Annotated in this window: 13 protein-coding genes and 3 pseudogenes; 4 read left to right on the forward strand and 12 right to left on the reverse strand. The window is 62.4% G+C overall.

Features of this window, described 5'->3' with window-relative positions; translation table 11 throughout:
* Positions 1 to 13: 13 nt before the first annotated feature.
* Positions 14 to 604: an IS4/Tn5 family transposase DNA-binding protein gene (locus AC4PTB_RS17905; RefSeq protein ID WP_249306459.1), complete on the reverse strand. Its 591-nt coding sequence runs from the start codon at positions 602 to 604 to the stop codon at positions 14 to 16.
* A 165-nt stretch (positions 605 to 769) separates the two neighbouring features.
* Here AC4PTB_RS17905 and AC4PTB_RS17910 point away from each other — a divergent pair, with 165 nt between their 5' ends.
* Genes AC4PTB_RS17910 through AC4PTB_RS17920 form a run of 3 tightly spaced genes read left to right on the forward strand, consistent with a single transcriptional unit; the run spans position 770 to position 2808 of the window.
* Positions 770 to 1411: a TetR/AcrR family transcriptional regulator gene (locus AC4PTB_RS17910; RefSeq protein ID WP_136906900.1), complete on the forward strand. Its 642-nt coding sequence runs from the start codon at positions 770 to 772 to the stop codon at positions 1409 to 1411.
* Entirely contained in the window at positions 1411 to 1821 is a 411-nt protein-coding gene (locus AC4PTB_RS17915) for an organic hydroperoxide resistance protein (protein ID WP_036721207.1), read from the forward strand. The genes AC4PTB_RS17910 and AC4PTB_RS17915 overlap by 1 nt, the downstream gene beginning before the upstream one ends.
* A gap of 9 nt (positions 1822 to 1830) precedes the next feature.
* The gene (locus AC4PTB_RS17920) at positions 1831 to 2808 is read left to right on the forward strand and encodes a zinc-binding dehydrogenase (protein WP_036721204.1); all 978 of its coding nucleotides are present in this window, start codon (positions 1831 to 1833) and stop codon (positions 2806 to 2808) included.
* 440 nt (positions 2809 to 3248) lie between these two features.
* Here AC4PTB_RS17920 and AC4PTB_RS17925 read toward each other — a convergent pair.
* A pseudogene (locus AC4PTB_RS17925) lies at positions 3249 to 3584 on the reverse strand (IS5 family transposase); the annotation flags it as partial.
* A gap of 122 nt (positions 3585 to 3706) precedes the next feature.
* On the opposite strand from AC4PTB_RS17925, the gene AC4PTB_RS17930 reads away from it, so the two are divergent.
* A complete protein-coding gene (locus AC4PTB_RS17930) occupies positions 3707 to 5323 on the forward strand; it encodes an ISL3 family transposase (RefSeq protein WP_492192661.1) in 1617 nt (538 codons plus the stop codon).
* A 132-nt stretch (positions 5324 to 5455) separates the two neighbouring features.
* On the opposite strand, the pseudogene AC4PTB_RS17935 reads toward AC4PTB_RS17930, so the two are convergent.
* From AC4PTB_RS17935 to AC4PTB_RS17980, 10 genes and pseudogenes are all read right to left on the reverse strand, one after another.
* A pseudogene (locus AC4PTB_RS17935) lies at positions 5456 to 5707 on the reverse strand (IS5/IS1182 family transposase); the annotation flags it as partial.
* Between the two features lie 58 nt (positions 5708 to 5765).
* Positions 5766 to 5987: pseudogene (locus tag AC4PTB_RS17940) on the reverse strand (SDR family oxidoreductase); the annotation flags it as partial.
* Positions 5984 to 7153: an acetate/propionate family kinase gene (locus AC4PTB_RS17945; protein ID WP_035745643.1), complete on the reverse strand. Its 1170-nt coding sequence runs from the start codon at positions 7151 to 7153 to the stop codon at positions 5984 to 5986. The pseudogene AC4PTB_RS17940 and the gene AC4PTB_RS17945, both read right to left, overlap by 4 nt.
* A complete protein-coding gene (locus AC4PTB_RS17950; protein ID WP_089258481.1) occupies positions 7150 to 8544 on the reverse strand; it encodes a bifunctional enoyl-CoA hydratase/phosphate acetyltransferase in 1395 nt (464 codons plus the stop codon). The genes AC4PTB_RS17945 and AC4PTB_RS17950 overlap by 4 nt, the downstream gene beginning before the upstream one ends.
* 4 nt (positions 8545 to 8548) lie before the next feature.
* Positions 8549 to 10306: a PHA/PHB synthase family protein gene (locus AC4PTB_RS17955; RefSeq protein WP_136904915.1), complete on the reverse strand. Its 1758-nt coding sequence runs from the start codon at positions 10304 to 10306 to the stop codon at positions 8549 to 8551.
* A gap of 318 nt (positions 10307 to 10624) precedes the next feature.
* On the reverse strand, positions 10625 to 11701 hold the full coding sequence (locus tag AC4PTB_RS17960; protein ID WP_492192662.1) for an alpha/beta hydrolase: 1077 nt from the start codon (positions 11699 to 11701) through the stop codon (positions 10625 to 10627).
* A gap of 8 nt (positions 11702 to 11709) precedes the next feature.
* Complete coding sequence (locus AC4PTB_RS17965; RefSeq protein ID WP_068767091.1) at positions 11710 to 12822, reverse strand: ABC transporter permease; 1113 nt, start codon at positions 12820 to 12822, stop codon at positions 11710 to 11712.
* 7 nt (positions 12823 to 12829) lie between these two features.
* Positions 12830 to 15580: a ribosome-associated ATPase/putative transporter RbbA gene (gene rbbA, locus AC4PTB_RS17970; RefSeq protein ID WP_136904914.1), complete on the reverse strand. Its 2751-nt coding sequence runs from the start codon at positions 15578 to 15580 to the stop codon at positions 12830 to 12832.
* Positions 15577 to 16638, reverse strand: coding sequence for an HlyD family secretion protein (locus tag AC4PTB_RS17975; protein ID WP_136904913.1), 1062 nt, complete (start codon positions 16636 to 16638; stop codon positions 15577 to 15579). Before AC4PTB_RS17975 ends, rbbA begins: the two co-directional genes overlap by 4 nt.
* 76 nt (positions 16639 to 16714) lie before the next feature.
* On the reverse strand, positions 16715 to 16990 hold the full coding sequence (locus AC4PTB_RS17980; protein ID WP_169583147.1) for a hypothetical protein: 276 nt from the start codon (positions 16988 to 16990) through the stop codon (positions 16715 to 16717).
* Positions 16991 to 17005 lie beyond the last annotated feature (15 nt).

Consider the following 17005-nt stretch of genomic DNA (forward strand, 5'->3'; position numbering starts at 1 on the left):
CCTTGCCTCACAGTTAGCAAAGAAGGCGTCCACGAAACATGGGGCTATTCAGGACGCGGGTCGGGTTGATCTTGCGTTTGAGCGCTGCGGCCCCCTTAAATTTTGAACGCGACCAGAACTTGGCCGCTGTCAGCCCGAGCGGCAAGCCATCTGGTGTGATCGCCAGACTTGCATGCATCAGGAGCCCACAGATCGCGTGCTTCTGGTAGCGGCCTTCCTTGAGCTTGCGGCCGGTCGACACTTTCGTAAACCCGATCTTCTCCGGCGAGGCGCGTTTGAACGAAAATTCTGTGGTGTCCTGCAGGATCAGGACAGGACCGTCGGTTGCCTTGATACGCAGGGCAGAGGCGGCAAAATGGCCCTCAAGGATCTTGTCTTCACTGACATTTCCGTTGGAGAAGAAGCGGTAGGCGGCCTTAGTGTTCGACCAGTCCTGAAACGCCGTGGGCAGAGATTTGCCAGGGCGGTCCCCGAGAGCCTCACGCATTGCTCCCAGGCGCCGGTTCAACCGGGCATCGCCCAGATCGCATCCTGACGTTTCCGTTTCCACCCAACTCTGCCCCATGCCTGCACCTCGATTATTCGGTGCCACATGACGAATCATGATCGCTTGTGCTCAGGCAAGGCCAAGTGGGTGGGTGAATCAATTCGCCGCACCACTTATGGGTAACTGCAAGCCGATCAGCCTGCTGCCAATTCGCTCAACACTGGCCTGAAAAAAGATTAAGGGAAACTAGACGACTGGTCTATTAACGCCTATATCCCTTGTATGACACTGACATCCAAAGCTGAAGCCACACGGCAGAATCTTCTCGACACCGGCTACAGGCTTGTCCTGAGCAAGGGCTTTTCCGCACTCGGTCTTCAGGAAATCCTGAAGGGGTCTGGTGTGCCAAAAGGCTCGTTCTATCACTACTTCGCGTCCAAGGAGGCGTTCGGTTGCGCGCTTTTGGACGACTACGTTACAGAGTACGGCGACCGGCTTGACCAGTTGCTTGCCATTGAAGCCGAAAATGGACGTCAGCGGCTGCTACGCTACTGGCAAGCGTGGCTCGATCCAGATGCGGGAGAGACCGCAGGGCGCGGATGGGCGGAAGACTGCCTTGCCGTCAAGCTGTCGGCCGAGGTTGCCGACCTGTCTGAAGCCATGCGGATGGCCCTCAGCGATGGCATCGAACGAGTGTTGCATCGCATCACCACTCTGATCGTCGAGGCGCGGGACGATGGTTCGCTTCCACCTGGACCGGAACCAGAGGCTTTGGCGCAGGTTCTTTACCAGATGTGGCTTGGTGCCGCGCTGCTTGCCAAGCTGACCCGTAGCCACATGCCGATGCAGCGGGCCATGGTCGCCACGAAACAGCTTCTGGCTTGTCCGGCAGATCCTACTTTGCAGACGAAAGGAACGGCATAATGAAGATTTTCTACAAAACACGCGCCACGGCCATCGGTGGCCGCTCGGGCCACACGGCGCTGGATGACGGCAGCCTTGCGCTCGACCTGACGGCGCCGAACTCCGGCAAGCCGGGCGCGAACCCGGAACAGCTCTTCGCCATGGGGTATGCTGCCTGTTTTGACAGCGCATTGCACCATGTCGCCCAGGTTCGAAAACTGGCACTGAGCGGCAGCAAAACATCAGCCGAAGTCGGTATCGGCCAACTGCCGGATGGCGGGTTCAAGCTGGACATCGACATCCATGTTAAACTCTCCGGTCTGGATGAGGCCACGGCGCGCGACCTGGTCGAGGCGACGCATCAGGTCTGCCCCTATTCCAATGCGACACGTAATAACATCGATGTGCGCCTGCACGTCACCACTGTGTAATGAAACATCATGCGCGGCAACATTCACACCACGTTTGGCGAACCGGCCGACGTCCTGATCGTGTCGGACAGCGCCATCCCGCAGCCCGGTCCCGGTCAGGTACGCATCAGGACCATCCTGTCGCCGATCCACAATCACGACCTCTGGACGGTGCGTGGCAGCTATGGCTACAAGCCCGAGCTGCCTGCCATCGGCGGCTCGGAAGCGGTCGGCACCATCGACGCCCTGGGCGCGGATGTGACGGGCGTGACAGTTGGGCAGCGGGTCGCGGTCGCGGGCGTTCATGGCGCTTGGGCGGAGTATTTTGTGGCACCTGCCACCGCACTGGTTCCTGTCCCGGACGCCATTTCAGACGAAGCGGCTGCGCAGCTTATCGCCATGCCGTTCAGCGCAATCTCGTTGCTGGAATTTCTTGACGTCAAAAGCGGGGACTGGGTGATCCAGAACACCGCAAATGGCGCGGTTGGCAAGATTCTGGCAAGGTTGGCCACGGCGCGCGGTGTGCATGTCGTCAACCTTGTGCGCCGCGATGCCGGGGTCGACGAACTTTCCGCAGTTGGAATCGGCAATGCTGTCTCAACAGCGACCGAGGGCTGGCAGGACCGCGTGCGGGCGATCACCGGCGGTGCATCCATTCGCGCGGCGGTGGATTCCATCGGCGGCACGGCCAGCAAAGACCTGCTGTCGCTTCTTGGTGAAAACGGGCTGCTGGTGTCCTTCGGCACGATGAACGGGGAACCGATGCAGATCGCCTCGGGCGACCTGATCTTCAAGCAGGCTGTGGTGAAGGGATTTTGGGGCTCCAAGGTCAGCGAGGCCATGCCGACCGACACGAAAATCCGTCTGATCGGCGAGCTGCTACGCCTTGTCGCCACAGGCGAACTGGACCTGCCGGTCGAGGCGGTGTTTGCGTTTGAGCAAATCACCGATGCCGTCAAGGCCTCCCTTGCGCCGGGCAAGAAGGGCAAAGTGCTGCTGAGGCCGTGAACTGCGGTGACGCTCAGCCACCCAATTGGACAAGGTCTGACATGTCTTTCTGGTTGCTGTCGCATTTAGGCCTGTGAGCTGATGGTGCCCCACGCCAGTAACTCAGCTACCATCCTTGTCGACACTGACAAGGATGGTAGCCTGCGTTCGTGGGCAAACGCATGTCGCGTATGAGAGATGCCAGAGGCGATCATTCTGCCTGCAACGGCTAAAGACATGCAGCAGGCCCGCACCGATAACCTGACGATACATCCCGTTTTGGTCGCAACATCGGCTATGCCACTGATAAAGCCCAAGAAGACATCGAGAGCTGTCATGCGCTGCCTATGATCCGGATGCGACAGAACCGTAATAATTTCTTCGGCTTAATCGACATCGCCTGCTTCAGCTTCAGACGTTGCCATTTGTCAACATTGCCTAGGCTCCAGACTCATTGATCTTCACAGCCAGAACATGACTGTTGCGGCGAGGGCGACGGCGGATAGGAAGGTCTTGGCGGATCTGTCATAGCGGGTTGCGACCCTGCGCCAGTCTTTCAGCCGACCGAACATGATCTCGATGCGGTTGCGGCGGCGATAGCGCCGCTTGTCGTAGCGGACAGCTTTGCCGCGTGACTTCCGACCGGGGATGCAGGGGCGTATCCCCTTGTCTTTCAACGCATCTCGGAACCAGTCGGCGTCATAACCCCGGTCCGCGATCATCCACTCGGCATCAGGCAGACTGCCCAGCAGGGCGGCGGCTCCGGTATAGTCACTGACCTGGCCTGCTGTCGCGTAGCCCTGAGATGCGGCATACGAAAGTCAACGAAATCAATGGGGCTGCTTTGCCATTAAATAGGCTCTGCCTCAATCTGTGTGGCGCACTATCCTGAGAACGGGAAGATTCAGGAGGGATAGTGATGATTTCAAGGAAGCACTGGTCGCCCGGGAGCGATGTTTCCGTTCAAAGCGTTGAGCGGCGCGATTCCGGCGGGTGGACTGTATCCGGCAGTCTGACACCAAACGGCATCTGCCCAGACTGTGGATTGCAATCGCGACGTCGTCACGGCTGGCGGCGTAGGCGGCTGCAGGATTATCCCGCCCATGGTGACGGGGTTACGGTAACCCTCTGGGTTTGCCGTTGGCGATGTTTGGCACCCGCCTGCCCGCGCCGGACTTTCTCGGACCAGATCGGCTCGATTGCGCGTCCTTTTGCGCGGCGCACTTCGCGTGTCGGGGAAATTGTCAGCCATCTTGGGCACGCGACCGGCGGGCGGCCTGCCGAGCGGCTCTTGCACCGCTTGGGCCTTGGGGTCAGTGATGACACGGTGCTTAGGCAGCTGAAGAACCGTGCTCAAGACACTGCCGAGCCGCCGACCGTCATCGGGATCGACGACTGGAGCTGGCGGAAGTCGCAGACCTACGGCACGATCATTGTCGATCTGGAGCGTCGCGCGGTCATCGATGTTCTCGAAGATCGTGATGTGGTCACCTGCACCGACTGGCTGAAACGACATCCCGAGGTGGAAGTGATCAGCAGAGATCGCTGCGGTCTCTACGCCCAGGCTGCCCGGCAAGGCGCGCCGCAAGCGGAACAGGTCGCCGACCGGTTTCATATCGTGCAGAACCTGCGGCAGGCTATCGAGGAGCAGATGAACCTTCACGGCCGTGCGACCGGCAGGGCGCTGCTGTCCGACGCCGACAATATCACCGCAGAGGGAAGCCTTCTGAAGTCCCGCCTTGCGCACAGGACGTCTCGGGAAGAGATTTTCACCACCATCCATGCGCTTCGAAATCAGGGGCTTACCTGCAGCGAGATTGGGCGGCGAACAGGGTTCCCTCGTCGCAGCATCGCGAAATGGCTGCAGTTCGAGACGCCGCCGGACCGCAGGCGGGCAGCTTTGAAGCCGACTTCGCCGTGGTACTTTGAAGAGTTCCTGAGCCAAAGCTGGAAGGGCGGAATTCGAACTGGAAGCGCCCTGTTCCGTCTGATCCGAGAGCGTGGCTACGAGGGGAGCCCGACGCATTTGCAGCGGCTGCTGGCGGGGTGGCGCAGAGCCGAAAAGCAAGCGAAGGGCCCTGCCTTGGAGCACCAGATCCTGGAACCGGTCCGGGACCCGGAAACGGGGCACGCGATCTCCCCGGTCATCGCGGCAGCGCTGTGTATCAAACCCCGCGGAAAACTCACCCCGGATCAGGCGCGGAAAGTCGACGCGCTCAAGGCTGGCTCTCCCGCCTTCGCAACGATGCGCTGCCTCGTCATGCGGTTCAACGGTATCCTGCGTGGCCGCGAGGCAGACCCGCTCCCTGCATGGATCGACGACGCGATCGAAACCGACCTGGCGCCCATCGTGCACTTCGCACGCACATTGAACCGGGATTTCGATGCGGTAAAAAACGCTATCGAGATGCCCTGGAGCAACGGCCAAGCAGAAGGTCAGATTAATCGTCTGAAGACCCTCAAACGCGCCATGTACGGCCGAGCCGGGCCAGAACTGTTGAGGGCAAGAATGCTGCCCCTCCGCCACACAGATTGAGGCAGAGCCCAATTAAGGGCTACGCGACACCCGCCGAAAACGTCGTCATGTACCTGCAGCGTTCAGGCGCATAGTTTGTACGCCTTTTGTCCCATCAAACGATCAAATATGCACGCTCGGGCCTGTTACGCGAACCAGCTGCAACAAGCTCTCGACGAACCCGGTCGTCTGCCGGAGCGCCATGCCGAACAGCACCTTCATCGAGAGGCACGTCTGTATGGCGGCGTCGCTGTAGCTCTGCTGGCGGCCACGCCTGCCAGTTGGTGCGGCCTCCCAGCTCATCTCGGGATCGAACCAGATCGTCAGCGATCCGCGGCGCTTGAGCGCTTCATTGTAGGATGGCCAGTTCCTGGTCTTGTAGGTTGGAGGTGTGGGTCTGCTCATGGATTCCAGCTACCACGCTGAATTCATGAGATGAATCCCAAAAGGGATTTGTGCAACAGAGCCCTTCCAACTGGCCGGGTTCACGCACATCGCAAGGAAGGAACAGCGGCGCACCCACTTCCTGCGCCACGGGTTCGACCCATGGCCGGGCCTTTTCATTAAGAAAGGTCAGCGCCAGCTCTGCCCCCGCCGCGCGAAAGGCCCTGGCGCAACCGGCGGCGATGCTGGCCTCATTCGCCACGCCAACCACGAGGCCGCGTTTGCCTTTCAGATCAATCATGTCGCTGCCTCTTCGCTGACGGCCTCCTGGGCGATGATGCTTTCCTCATCGGTCGGAATGACAAGAAGCTGCACCCGGCTGGCGGCGGTGCTGATCCTGCGCGACCCTGCTTCATTGGCATCGGGGTCAAGCTCTGCCCCAAGCCAGGCCAGCCGCGCGGCGACACGGGCGCGGATACCGGGCTGATGCTCGCCGATTCCTGCCGTGAAGACCAGCGCATCGATCCCGCCCATGCTGGTCGCCAACCGTGCCACCTCGCCCGCGATGCGCAGGCAAAAGAGGTCGATCGCCTCGGCAGCCTCTGGGCGCGTGCTGGCCATCAGCTCGCGGCTGTCAGCCTCGAAACCCGACACGCCCAGAAGGCCGCTTTCACGATAGAGCATGGTCTCGACCTGTTTCAGGCTTTGCCCCATTTCGCCCATCAGATGCAGGATCACGCCGGGGTCCAGCGCACCCGAACGCGTCGCCATCGGGATGCCGTCCAGCGTCGAAAACCCCATCGAGCTGTCGATGCTCTTGCCGCCCCGGATCGCACAAAGGCTTGCGCCGCTGCCCAGATGTGCGGCGACCACCTTTGCATCGGTGGCCAGATCGCCCAGTTGCCCGGCGATATAGCGGTAGGAGAGACCATGAAAGCCATAGCGCTTGATCCCCTGATCATAAAGCGCGCGCGGCAGGGCAAAGCGGCGGATCAGGGGCGGGTTGGTGGCATGAAACGCCGTGTCGAAAGAGGCTGTCTGTGGCACATCGGGGTAAAGCCCCCGCATCGCCCGGATCAGCGCAAGGCTTTGCGGCTGATGCAGCGGCGCAAGCCGCGCCAGCGCGTCGATCTGCGCGATCACCTGATCGGTGATCCGGGCTGGTCCTGTGAAGACATCGCCGCCATGCACAACCCGATGGCCGATCACCGCAAGGCGCGAAAGATTGAAATGCCCGGCCAGCCAGGCAAAAGCCTGGTTCAGCACGGCTGTCAGATCGCCGGGATCCGCTGTGATCGGGCCTGAAAAGGTCTTGCCCTCGCGCGTCAGGCGCACTTCGAAAGGCTCATCGCGGAAATCGATCACGCCCGAGGCCAGCGGGCGCGGCGCGGCGGCCTCCAGTGCGTAAAACCCCAGCTTGATAGTCGAGGATCCGGTGTTGAATGTCAGGATCAGATCGCGGGTCACGCCTTCCCCTCCGCTTTGCGGACCGCGACCAGCTTGGCCAGCGCAGCCGAGGCGATGCGGGCCGATAAAGGATCCGCCCGGCTTGTCAGAACGATTGGCACCCGTGCGCCCAGAACCAGCCCCGCGGCCGTGGCGCCCGCGAAATAGATCAGCTGTTTGGCAAGCATGTTCCCGGCCTCGAGATCCGGCACCAGAAGAATATCGGCCTCGCCCGCCACCTGCGAGACGATGCCCTTCGTCGCCACCGCCTCGGGGCTGATCGCATTGTCGAAGGCCAGCGGCCCGTCAACCAGCGCGCCCGTGATCTGGCCTCGAGCCGCCATCACCGTCAGCGCGGCGGCATCCAGCGTGGCGGGCATCGTCGCGTTCACCGTCTCGACCGCCGCCAGCACCGCGACCTTCGGCTGATCGCGCCCCAGAAGCCGCATCAGATCGACGGCATTCTGGCAGATGTCGCGCTTATGCTCTAATGTCGGTGCGATATTGATCGCGGCATCGGTGACGATCACCGGCTTGCGATAGGCGGGCACATCCATCGCATAGACATGGCTGATCCGGCGTTCGGTGCGCAGGCCGCCGCTTTTCGAAACCACCGCCGCAAGCAGTTCATCGGAATGCAGGCTGCCCTTGACCAGCACCTGGACCTTGCCACAGGCCGCCAGTTCCACCGCCCGCGCCGCCGCTGCATGGCTGTGCTCTGTCTCCTCGATCCGGAAGCCGTCAAGCGAGACCCCGGCCTCGGCGGCCGCCGCGCGAATCTTTGCGCCGGGACCGATCAGGATCGGGTCAAGCAGGCCTTCGTCGCGCACCTCGATCGCGCCAAGGATCGCGGATTTCGAACAGGGATGCACCACCGCCGCCCGCACCGGGGGCAATGCGCGGGCCTCTTCGACAAAGCCCTGCCAGCGCCCCTTCGGCAAGACCACCGCCTCGGGAAGGTCACCCGGCACCCAGGTCACCTGCTCGACCGGGGCCAGCACCAGCGCCTCGCCCGAAAGCACCACCTCGCCCCGCTGATTGCGGGCGGTGGTCGTCAGGCGGACACGGTTCTTGCCCTCGATCAGCTCGGCCACTTCAACTTCGGCGGTGATGGTATCGCCTGGCGAAACCGGCTTGTTAAAGCGGATCTGCTGGTCGAGATAGATCGTCCCCGGCCCCGGCAGGCGGGTGCCCAGCACCGCCGAAATCAGCGCCGCAGTCCACATGCCGTGCACCACGACATGGCCAAACGGCCCATGGGCGGCGAAACCGGCATCCAGATGCGCGGGGTTGGCGTCGCCGGAAACAGCGGCGAACAATTCAATATCCTTGGGACCGACGTGGCGGACAAGACTGGCGCGGTCGCCGATTTTCATCTGGTGAAACAGATAGTTGGTCAGAGTGCCGGTCATCTTGTCACCTCTGGAAAACATATGTGCCGGGCGCATCTGCCAGCGCGTTGCCCATTGCGGGCGGCGCGGCGGGGGCACCCGAACGCGCGGCAAGCCAGGCCTGCCAGGGCGTCCACCACGAACCCTCGGTTGCAGGATTGGCCTCGACCCAGGTCTCGGGCGGCAAAAGCGCGTCGTCATGGGCGCGGGTCGCCAGCCGGTAGCGGCGGCGCGGGTGACCGGGAGGAGAGACGATCCCCGCATTATGCCCGCCCGACGTCAGCGCGAAAGTCACCTCGCAATCGGTGAACTGGTGGATTTTGTAGACCGACTTCCAGGGTGCGACATGATCGCGCTCGGTCCCGACGGCAAAGATCGGCACCCGGATGTTCTGCAACAGAACTGTCTTGCCCCCGGCGGTGAAGCGTCCCGAAGAAAGCTCATTATTCAGATAAAGCCTGCGCAGATATTCGGCATGCATCCGATAGGGCATCCGGGTGCTGTCGGCATTCCAGGCCATGAGATCATTCATCGCCGTCCGCTCGCCCATCATGTAATCGCGCACCATCCGGGACCAGATGAGGTCATTCGAGCGCAAAAGCTGAAACGCCCCCGCCATCTGATCGGCAGAGAGATAGCCGCGGTTCCACATCATGCTTTCAAGAAGATGCAGCTGGCTTGGGTCGATGAACAACGCAAGCTCGCCCGGTTCGGCGAAATCGACCTGCGCGGCAAGCTGCGTCAGCGAGGCGAGACGCGCGTCCCCCTTCCCCGCCATGGCAGCCGCCGCGATCGACAGCAAAGTGCCACCCAGACAATAGCCGGTGGCGTGGATTTTCTGATCGGGCATTAGACGGGTGATCTCATCCAACGCGGCCATCACGCCCAGCCGGCGATAATCCTCCAGCGTCAGATCACGATCCTCTGCACCCGGATTGCGCCAGGAAATGGCGAAAACCGTGTGGCCCTGCGCCACCAGCCAGCGGATCAGGGAATTCTCCGGGCTGAGGTCGAGGATATAGTATTTCATGATCCAGGCCGGAACGATCAGCACCGGCTCGGGGTGCACGGTTTCTGTCGTGGGCGTATACTGGATCAGTTCGATCAGGTGGTTGCGGAAGATTACCTTGCCCGGCGTCACCGCCACATCGCGACCCGGTGTAAAGGCCTCGACACCCTCTGGCGGCTCCTGCCGGATCTGGCGGACGACGTCCTGCAGCCAGTTCTGCCAGCCCTTCACAAGGTTCATGCCTCCGGTAGCCCAGGTCCGTGCCACAACCTCGGGATTGGTAAAAGGGTTGTTCGAAGGCGCACAGACATCAAGGATCTGTTTCGCGGCAAAAGACACCACATCCTCGTGGTGCTTCGTCACGCCCGGAACCTCATGGGTGACGTTATGCAGCCATTGCTGCTGCAGCAGGAAAGCCTGCGACATCCAGCTGAAGGGCGGTTTCGCCCAGGCTTCACCGGCGAAACGGCGGTCGCCCGGCAAGGGCGTGATGACCGGCGCGGCCTGCGGATCCATCGCCGAGGCCATCAGATGCGCCATGAGACGCTGCCATTTGCGGCCCGCCTTGACGCCCAGTTCCATCTGCTTGCCCGGTGCCTGCGCCAGATGAAAGGCCCAGTCGACATAGGCCATCATCAGCGAGCCGGGCGAGACCCCGCCGCTGAGCTGTCCCGAGAGCGCCTCTCGTATGCGGTCAACGGCCTGAAAAGCCTCGATGCCAAGGCTTTCATCGCCGGTTGCACCCGAGCCATCTGATTTGGGAGTAAGGGCCATGTCGCGTCTCCAATTTACCGGCGGAAGTTAGCACAGAACTATCAACGAGTGTTGATCGAAATCAAAGAGTTCAAGATTTTTCTTGAACATAGGCATTGCGCCCAAGGCCCGATGCCGACGACATGTCGTAAAGCGCCGTCAAACCGCCGAAACAGCCGCCCCCGGACTGAACAGGCAAAGCATCGGCGTCCGGCGGCGGACACGGAATCCCCTGTCCCTGCCCTGATCATCATGGACGATTACCGGCAAAACGGCGCGACGTCGAGGCCATGACCCGGCCAATGCCGCTGGCACCAACGCCGGGCCAAGGCCGCGGCCTCAATCCGCCAGCACATCACCGATGCCAGTGAAGACACCACCGACCTGATTGAAGACAATGGCCCCAGCCAAGCGTACCTCACCGAAAAGGGTGTTTTCAACCACAGCCCCGGCCTCGCCGGAAAGCAGGCCGACATAGCGGCTGTGGGCGGGATCATCGGTCGGAATATCGGTAATATCCACGATCCGTATTCCGGTCGCGACCGCCAGGCGCTGGACCGCCGGATCACGCACATCGACAAGCCCAAGCCGTATCCGACGTACCGAAAGCTGCGACGACAGTTTCAGCGCCAGATCGTCCGAGGAGACGAGCACCGTGATGGGATGCTTCATCGGCCCAAGGCTGACCATCTGGGCGCGGAAAAGATCGATATCAATATCCGGGGCGGCAAGGATGACCTCGATCCGGTCCAGCACATCGTCCCGCCCGGCAAGACGCAGTTGCACCAGCGTCTCCATCGTCAGCCGCGCGCCCATGCTGTGAGCCAGCACCGGCACCGCGTCGGAAGCGGACCGACCCTTTGTCAAAAGCCGCAGCAGATCGGCAAGCGCCGCGCGGGAAAAGTCAGACGCGTCACGATCAGCCAGATAGGCGCCCGGATAGCCTGCCGAGGGCCATGTAAAAAGGACAGGCTTTTCCTCGATATGCGCATCGACCGAAAGCTGCGCGGTGCGGAACAAGGCCTCATGAAAGCGGGTGTTGAAGCCGTGGACATAAAGCCCGACCCCCTCGCGCGAGAGACGCTTTGCAAAGGCGTCACGGCTAAGCGTCTGCCGGCTGCGCATCACGAAATTCCGGTCGGCGCTGCTGCCATTGCGATCCGGCCATTCAATCTTTCCCGGCCGATGGCCAGGCGGCACCGAGACCTCGTATTCCAGCCAGCTTGGCCGGATGGAGCGAGAGTCGCCAAAGGCCCCCGGCAGATTTGCCTCGGGCGCGCGGGTGGTCATGGTCAGCACCCGGACAAGGCGGGCGCCCTCGGGCAGGGCACCGGCATCGGGGGCCAGAACTTCCGGCCCCGGACGCGCAGCGCAGCCTGCAAGCGCAAGCGTCAGGATCAGAAGCAGGCGGCCCAACATATGCCTTACCGCAGGAATTTCTTGAATCGTATCAGTGCCAGCCAGAACAGCGCCACCCCGATCGCCGCCAGCGCCGCGAACTGGGGCCAGACCACGTCAAGCCCGGCACCTCGGAACAAGATGCCCTGCGAGAGGATGATGAAATGCGTGTTGGGGGCTGCAAGCATGATGGTCTGGATGATCTCTGGCATGGATTCCCGCGGCGTCATCGCGCCTGACAGCACCTGCAGCGGCAAAAGCGCCATCATCAGCAAAAGCGCGAATTGCGGCATCGACCCGGCGATGGTAGCAAGGAAAATTCCAAGCCCCGTCATGGCGAAAACCATCAGCACCGCGCCCGCAAGAAACAGCACGACCGAGCCCTGCACCGGAACCGCCATCAGCGCCTGCACCACAACACTTAGCGAAAAGATCGACCCCAGCAGCACCACCAGCCCCATCGACCAGATCTTGGAAAACATGATCTCGGTCGTGGTGACGGGCATGACCAGCAGGTGCTCGACCGTGCCATGTTCCTTTTCGCGGATCAGCGCCGCGCCGGTCAGCACCAGCGACAGCATGGTGATCGACCGGATCACGGCGGAAATCGCGCCGAACCACTTCGGATCCAGCGAGGGATTATACCGCGCGCGGAGCGCCAGATCGACCGGCAGCGCGGTCTCGGCCCGGTAGCCCGCCACATATTCCGAAACCTCGGAGGACACGATCTGCTGGATATAGCCGCCGCCGGTGAAGGCCTGGCTCATCCTTGTCGCGTCGATATTCAGCTGGATCGCCGGGTTTTTTCCGGCCAGCACATCGCGCGCGAAATCCGGTGGGATGTTCAGCGCAAAAGTATCCAGCCCCTGATCCATCCGCCGATCCATCTCGGCCGTCGTGGTCATCTGCGGCTCGACAAAATAGGGCGGATAAAAGGCCGAGGTGATGCGGGCGGAGAGATGCGACTGATCCTCATCCACGATCGAGATCGCGGCATTCGTCAGCGCCTCGGGCGAGACGTTCGCAGAGGTCCAGATCGAGAGCGAAAAGGAATAGACGATCAGCACCAGCATCACCGGATCGCGCCAGAGCCCGCGCAATTCCTTGACGCCCAGATTGAAGGTGTTGCGCAGGTTCATCCGCCCCTCACTTCGCCTGTTTTTCCAGGAAGGCCGCCGCCAGCCCGATAATCACCGGAATGGCGATGCCCATGGCCAGCATCGGCCCGGCCAGTTCCGCCATTCCGAAGGCCTTGGAGAAAGCCCCCCGCGCGGCGGTGATAAACCAGGTCGAGGGGTAGATCTCGCCCAGAACCCGGCCAAAACCCGACAGCGAAGAGACCGGGTAGATCAAACCCGAATAGCTGACCGCCGGGATCATCGTCAGCATGGCGGTCGCGAACAGCGCCGCGACCTGACTTGCGATGAAGACCGACACCAGAAAACCAAGCGCCGTGGTCGCGGTGACATAGATCAGCGCCGAAAGGGTAAAGCCCAGAAAACTGCCGTTGAAGGGCACTGCGAAGAATGTGACCGCCATGGCCATCATCAGGAAGAAATTCAGCATGGCCAGCGCGATATAGGGCAGCTGTTTGCCAAGCAGAAATTCCAGCCGCGTCACCGGCGTGACGTAGAAATTGATGATCGAGCCCAGTTCGCGTTCACGCGCGACCGAAAGCGTGGTCAGGATCGCCGGGATCATCAGCAAAAGCAGCGGGATGATCGCCGGGACCATCGCATTCAGGCTGCGCACGTCGGGGTTGTAGCGGTATCGGGTCACCAGTTCGAAACTGCCGCCGCTCGCCTTGTCACCGTAAAGCTGACGCGCCTGACGTGTGATCCAGTCGGCATGCATGCCCTGCACATAGCCCTGCACCGTATTGGCGCGGCTGGGGTTGGCGCCGTCGAACCAGGCCCCGACCTGCACATCCCTGCCTGCCGCGATATCGGCGGCAAAGCCGGGCGGGATCTCGATCGCCAGCGCCAGCTCGCCCGAGCGCATTCTTGCGTCGATCTCGTCGTAACTTGTCAGGGCCGGCTGTTCGATGAAATAGCGCGATCCCGCAATATCGGCGATATAATTGCGGCTGGTGGTGGTCTGGTCGCGGTCAAGGGCGGCGAAGGTCAGATCCTCGACATCCATGTTGATGCCCAGCCCCACCACGATCATCAGAAGAAGGCTGCCGACCAACGCCATGGTCAGCCGGATCGGATCGCGCTGCAATTGCAGGCTTTCCAGCTGCGAATAGCTAAGCAGTCGCCGCAGGCTGAAGCCGGATTGCTGCGCGTGATGGGTCACCCCGGCTGCGGGGGCCTCGGGCGCGGCCTCGGGCGCAGCGGCGGGGGCGGGTGCCGTCTCGCCAATCGCCTCTTCAAGATAGGCGATGAACGCGTCTTCCAGCGTGGCGCAACCTTTGGCTTTCGTGATCCCCTCGGCGGTGTCCGAGACCAGCACCTTGCCCGCATGCATCAGGCTGATGCGGTCGCACCATTCCGCCTCGTTCATGAAATGGGTCGAGACAAAGATCGTCACGCCATCCTTGCGCGATAGTTCCGCCAGAATGCGCCAGAAGCCGTTGCGCGCCACCGGGTCCACCCCCGAGGTCGGCTCGTCAAGGATCAGGATCTCGGGCGCATGGATCATCGCCACCGCCAGCGAAAGCCGCTGGCGGATACCCAGCGGCAACGCCTCGGGCAGGCTGTCGGTCACGTCGCCCAGATCGAACCGGGCGATCATCTCGTCAACCCTGGCGGGGATCTTCTCGGCCGCCATATCGAAAAGCCGCGCGTGCAGATCAAGGTTCTGACGCACCGTCAGCTCGGAATAGAGCGAGAAGGCCTGCGACATGAACCCGACCCGGCGGCGCACCGACAGATCGCTTGCATCGACCTCATGGCCGAAAAGCTTTGCCCGGCCCTCACTCGGCTCCAGAAGCCCGGTGAGCATCTTCATCGTCGTCGTCTTGCCGCAGCCGTTCGAACCCAGAAAGCCGAAAATCTCACCCCTAGGGATGCGGAAGGAAACATTATCGACCGCCACGAAATCGCCAAAGCGCTGCGTCAGCCCCTCGGCCTCGATGGCGATATCGCTGTCATCGGTGGTCCGCGGCGGGATCACCACGGCACTGTCTTCGCCCCGGTCTTCTTCGGGCAAAAGCGCGATGAAGGCTGCATCAAGCGTGTCGGCCCCGGTCCGCGACAGCAGATCGTTGGTGGTGCCGGTGGCCAGCACCCGGCCCGCATTCATCGCAACCAGCCAGTCGAAGCGCGCGGCCTCTTCCATATAGGCGGTGGCGGTGATCACGCTCATCCCCGGCCGTGTCGCGCGGATGCGGTCGATCAGATCCCAGAACTGGCGGCGCGACAGCGGATCGACGCCGGTGGTCGGCTCGTCAAGAATCAGGAAATCGGGATCATGGATCAGCGCGCAGCACAGACCCAGCTTTTGCTTCATGCCGCCCGACAGCTTTGACGCCGGGCGCGACCGGAACGGCGTCATGCCGGTCGCAGCCAGCAGATCGGTAATCCGCCGCTCGCGTTCGGCCTTGTCATGACCGAAAAGCGAGCCGAAGAAATCAAGGTTCTCTTCGACCGAAAGCGTCGGGTAGAGGTTCTTGCCCAGACCCTGCGGCATATAGGCGGTGCGGGGGCAGACGCGGTTGCGATGCGCCACATCGCGCATATCGCCGCCCAGAACCTCGACCTTGCCCTGCTGGATCACACGTGCCCCGGCCAGCAGCGACAGAAGGCTGGACTTTCCGACCCCGTCTGGCCCGATCAGCCCGACCATGCGCCCCTCAGGGATCTCCAGCGTCACATTGTCAAGCGCCGTGACCTTGCCATAGCGCAGCGTCAGGCCGGAGACCCCGGCAACTGCACCAGAAACGGACCCGCTCATTTCACGACATTGGCCAGAAAGTCGGGCCAGGCGGCGTTGGGGTCAAGCCGCAGATAGGCCATGCCCGGCAGGCCGGTTTTGACATATTCAATATGGCGCGACAGCAGTTCCGGGTCGATGCGGGCGCGGACGCGGAACATCAGCTTCTCGCGCTCATCGGCGGTCTCGACCGTCTTCGGCGTGAACTGCGCCACATCGGCGACATAAGAGACCGTCGCCGGGATCACCAGCTCCTGCGCCGCATCCATCACCAGCCGCACCTCAGAGCCGACCTGCACCCGACCGACCTGCGAGGTCGGCAGGAAGACGGTCATATAGACATCGCCCAGGTCAACGAGGCTGAGGATCCGCCCGCCGGAGCCGACAATCTCGCCCTCCTGCGCGATGCGGTACTGGATGCGGCCCGCGCGCGGCGCGGTCAGAGTCGCGTCATCAAGGCTGGCCTGAATCGCATCGATCGAGGCCTTCGCCGCCTCGACCGCAGCCCCGGCATCGACGACCCGGGCCTCGGCGCTGCTGACCCCGGCGAGCGCCGCCGCATGGCTGGCCTCGGCCGAGGCGAGCCCGGCCTTGCCCTGGCGGTCGCGCGCCAGATCATCATCGAGCACCTGCTGCGAGACGGTGGCATTGGCCGCAAGCTGCACGCTGCGCGCATAACGCTGGGCGGCGGCATCGGCGACCGCCGCCGCCTGATCGACCGAAGCCTGCGCGGCGCGCTCCTGGGCCTCGGCCTGGGCGACCAAGGCCTTTGCGGTCTCGACCCCGATTTCGGCACGGGCCAGCTGCGCCTCGGCCTGGCGCTTTTGCGCGTTCAGCTGCACCACATCCATCTGCACCAGCAGATCACCCGCCTTGACCAGATCGCCCTCGGCTGCGGTAATCTCTGCAATCCGCCCGCCGGTCAGGGCCGCGATATCAATCTCGGTCGCCTCGATCCGGCCATTGGCCGAGGCGAACCCCGCCGGCAGACCCGCCGGCTGCAACCTGTCCCAGGCCAGCCAGCCAAGCGCCGCCGCTGCGGCCAGCCCCGCCAGGATGATTCCGTTCCGCTTTGCCATGACCCGCCTCTGACACTGTGCTGATGGAGGCTTAACGCCTGTTCCCCTGCGGTTTTCACCCCCGGCTCCGGACTTGTCAACACACAATGACCCGGCAGAAATCCTGTATTTCCAATATCCCGAAACACGGTGCCGGTTGTTCCGCGACAGCAGAAGGGCTAAATACCAGAACCTGTTCGGAGCCGCCCAGAGGTGCGTCGACCGCGCCAGGAACAATCACCAGTTGCTTTCCGTAAGACAATCCGGACGAAACAAACCCGCCCATGCCCAGAAATGTGACCCCAGCCAGCGATATCGCCCGCGCGCCCGTCCAGACGACAAGCGGGAAAGAGCGCATCCTGAATGCGGCCATGCTGCTTTTCGCCCG

This window comes from Rhodobacter sp. 4.3.4 (genome assembly GCF_058724655.1).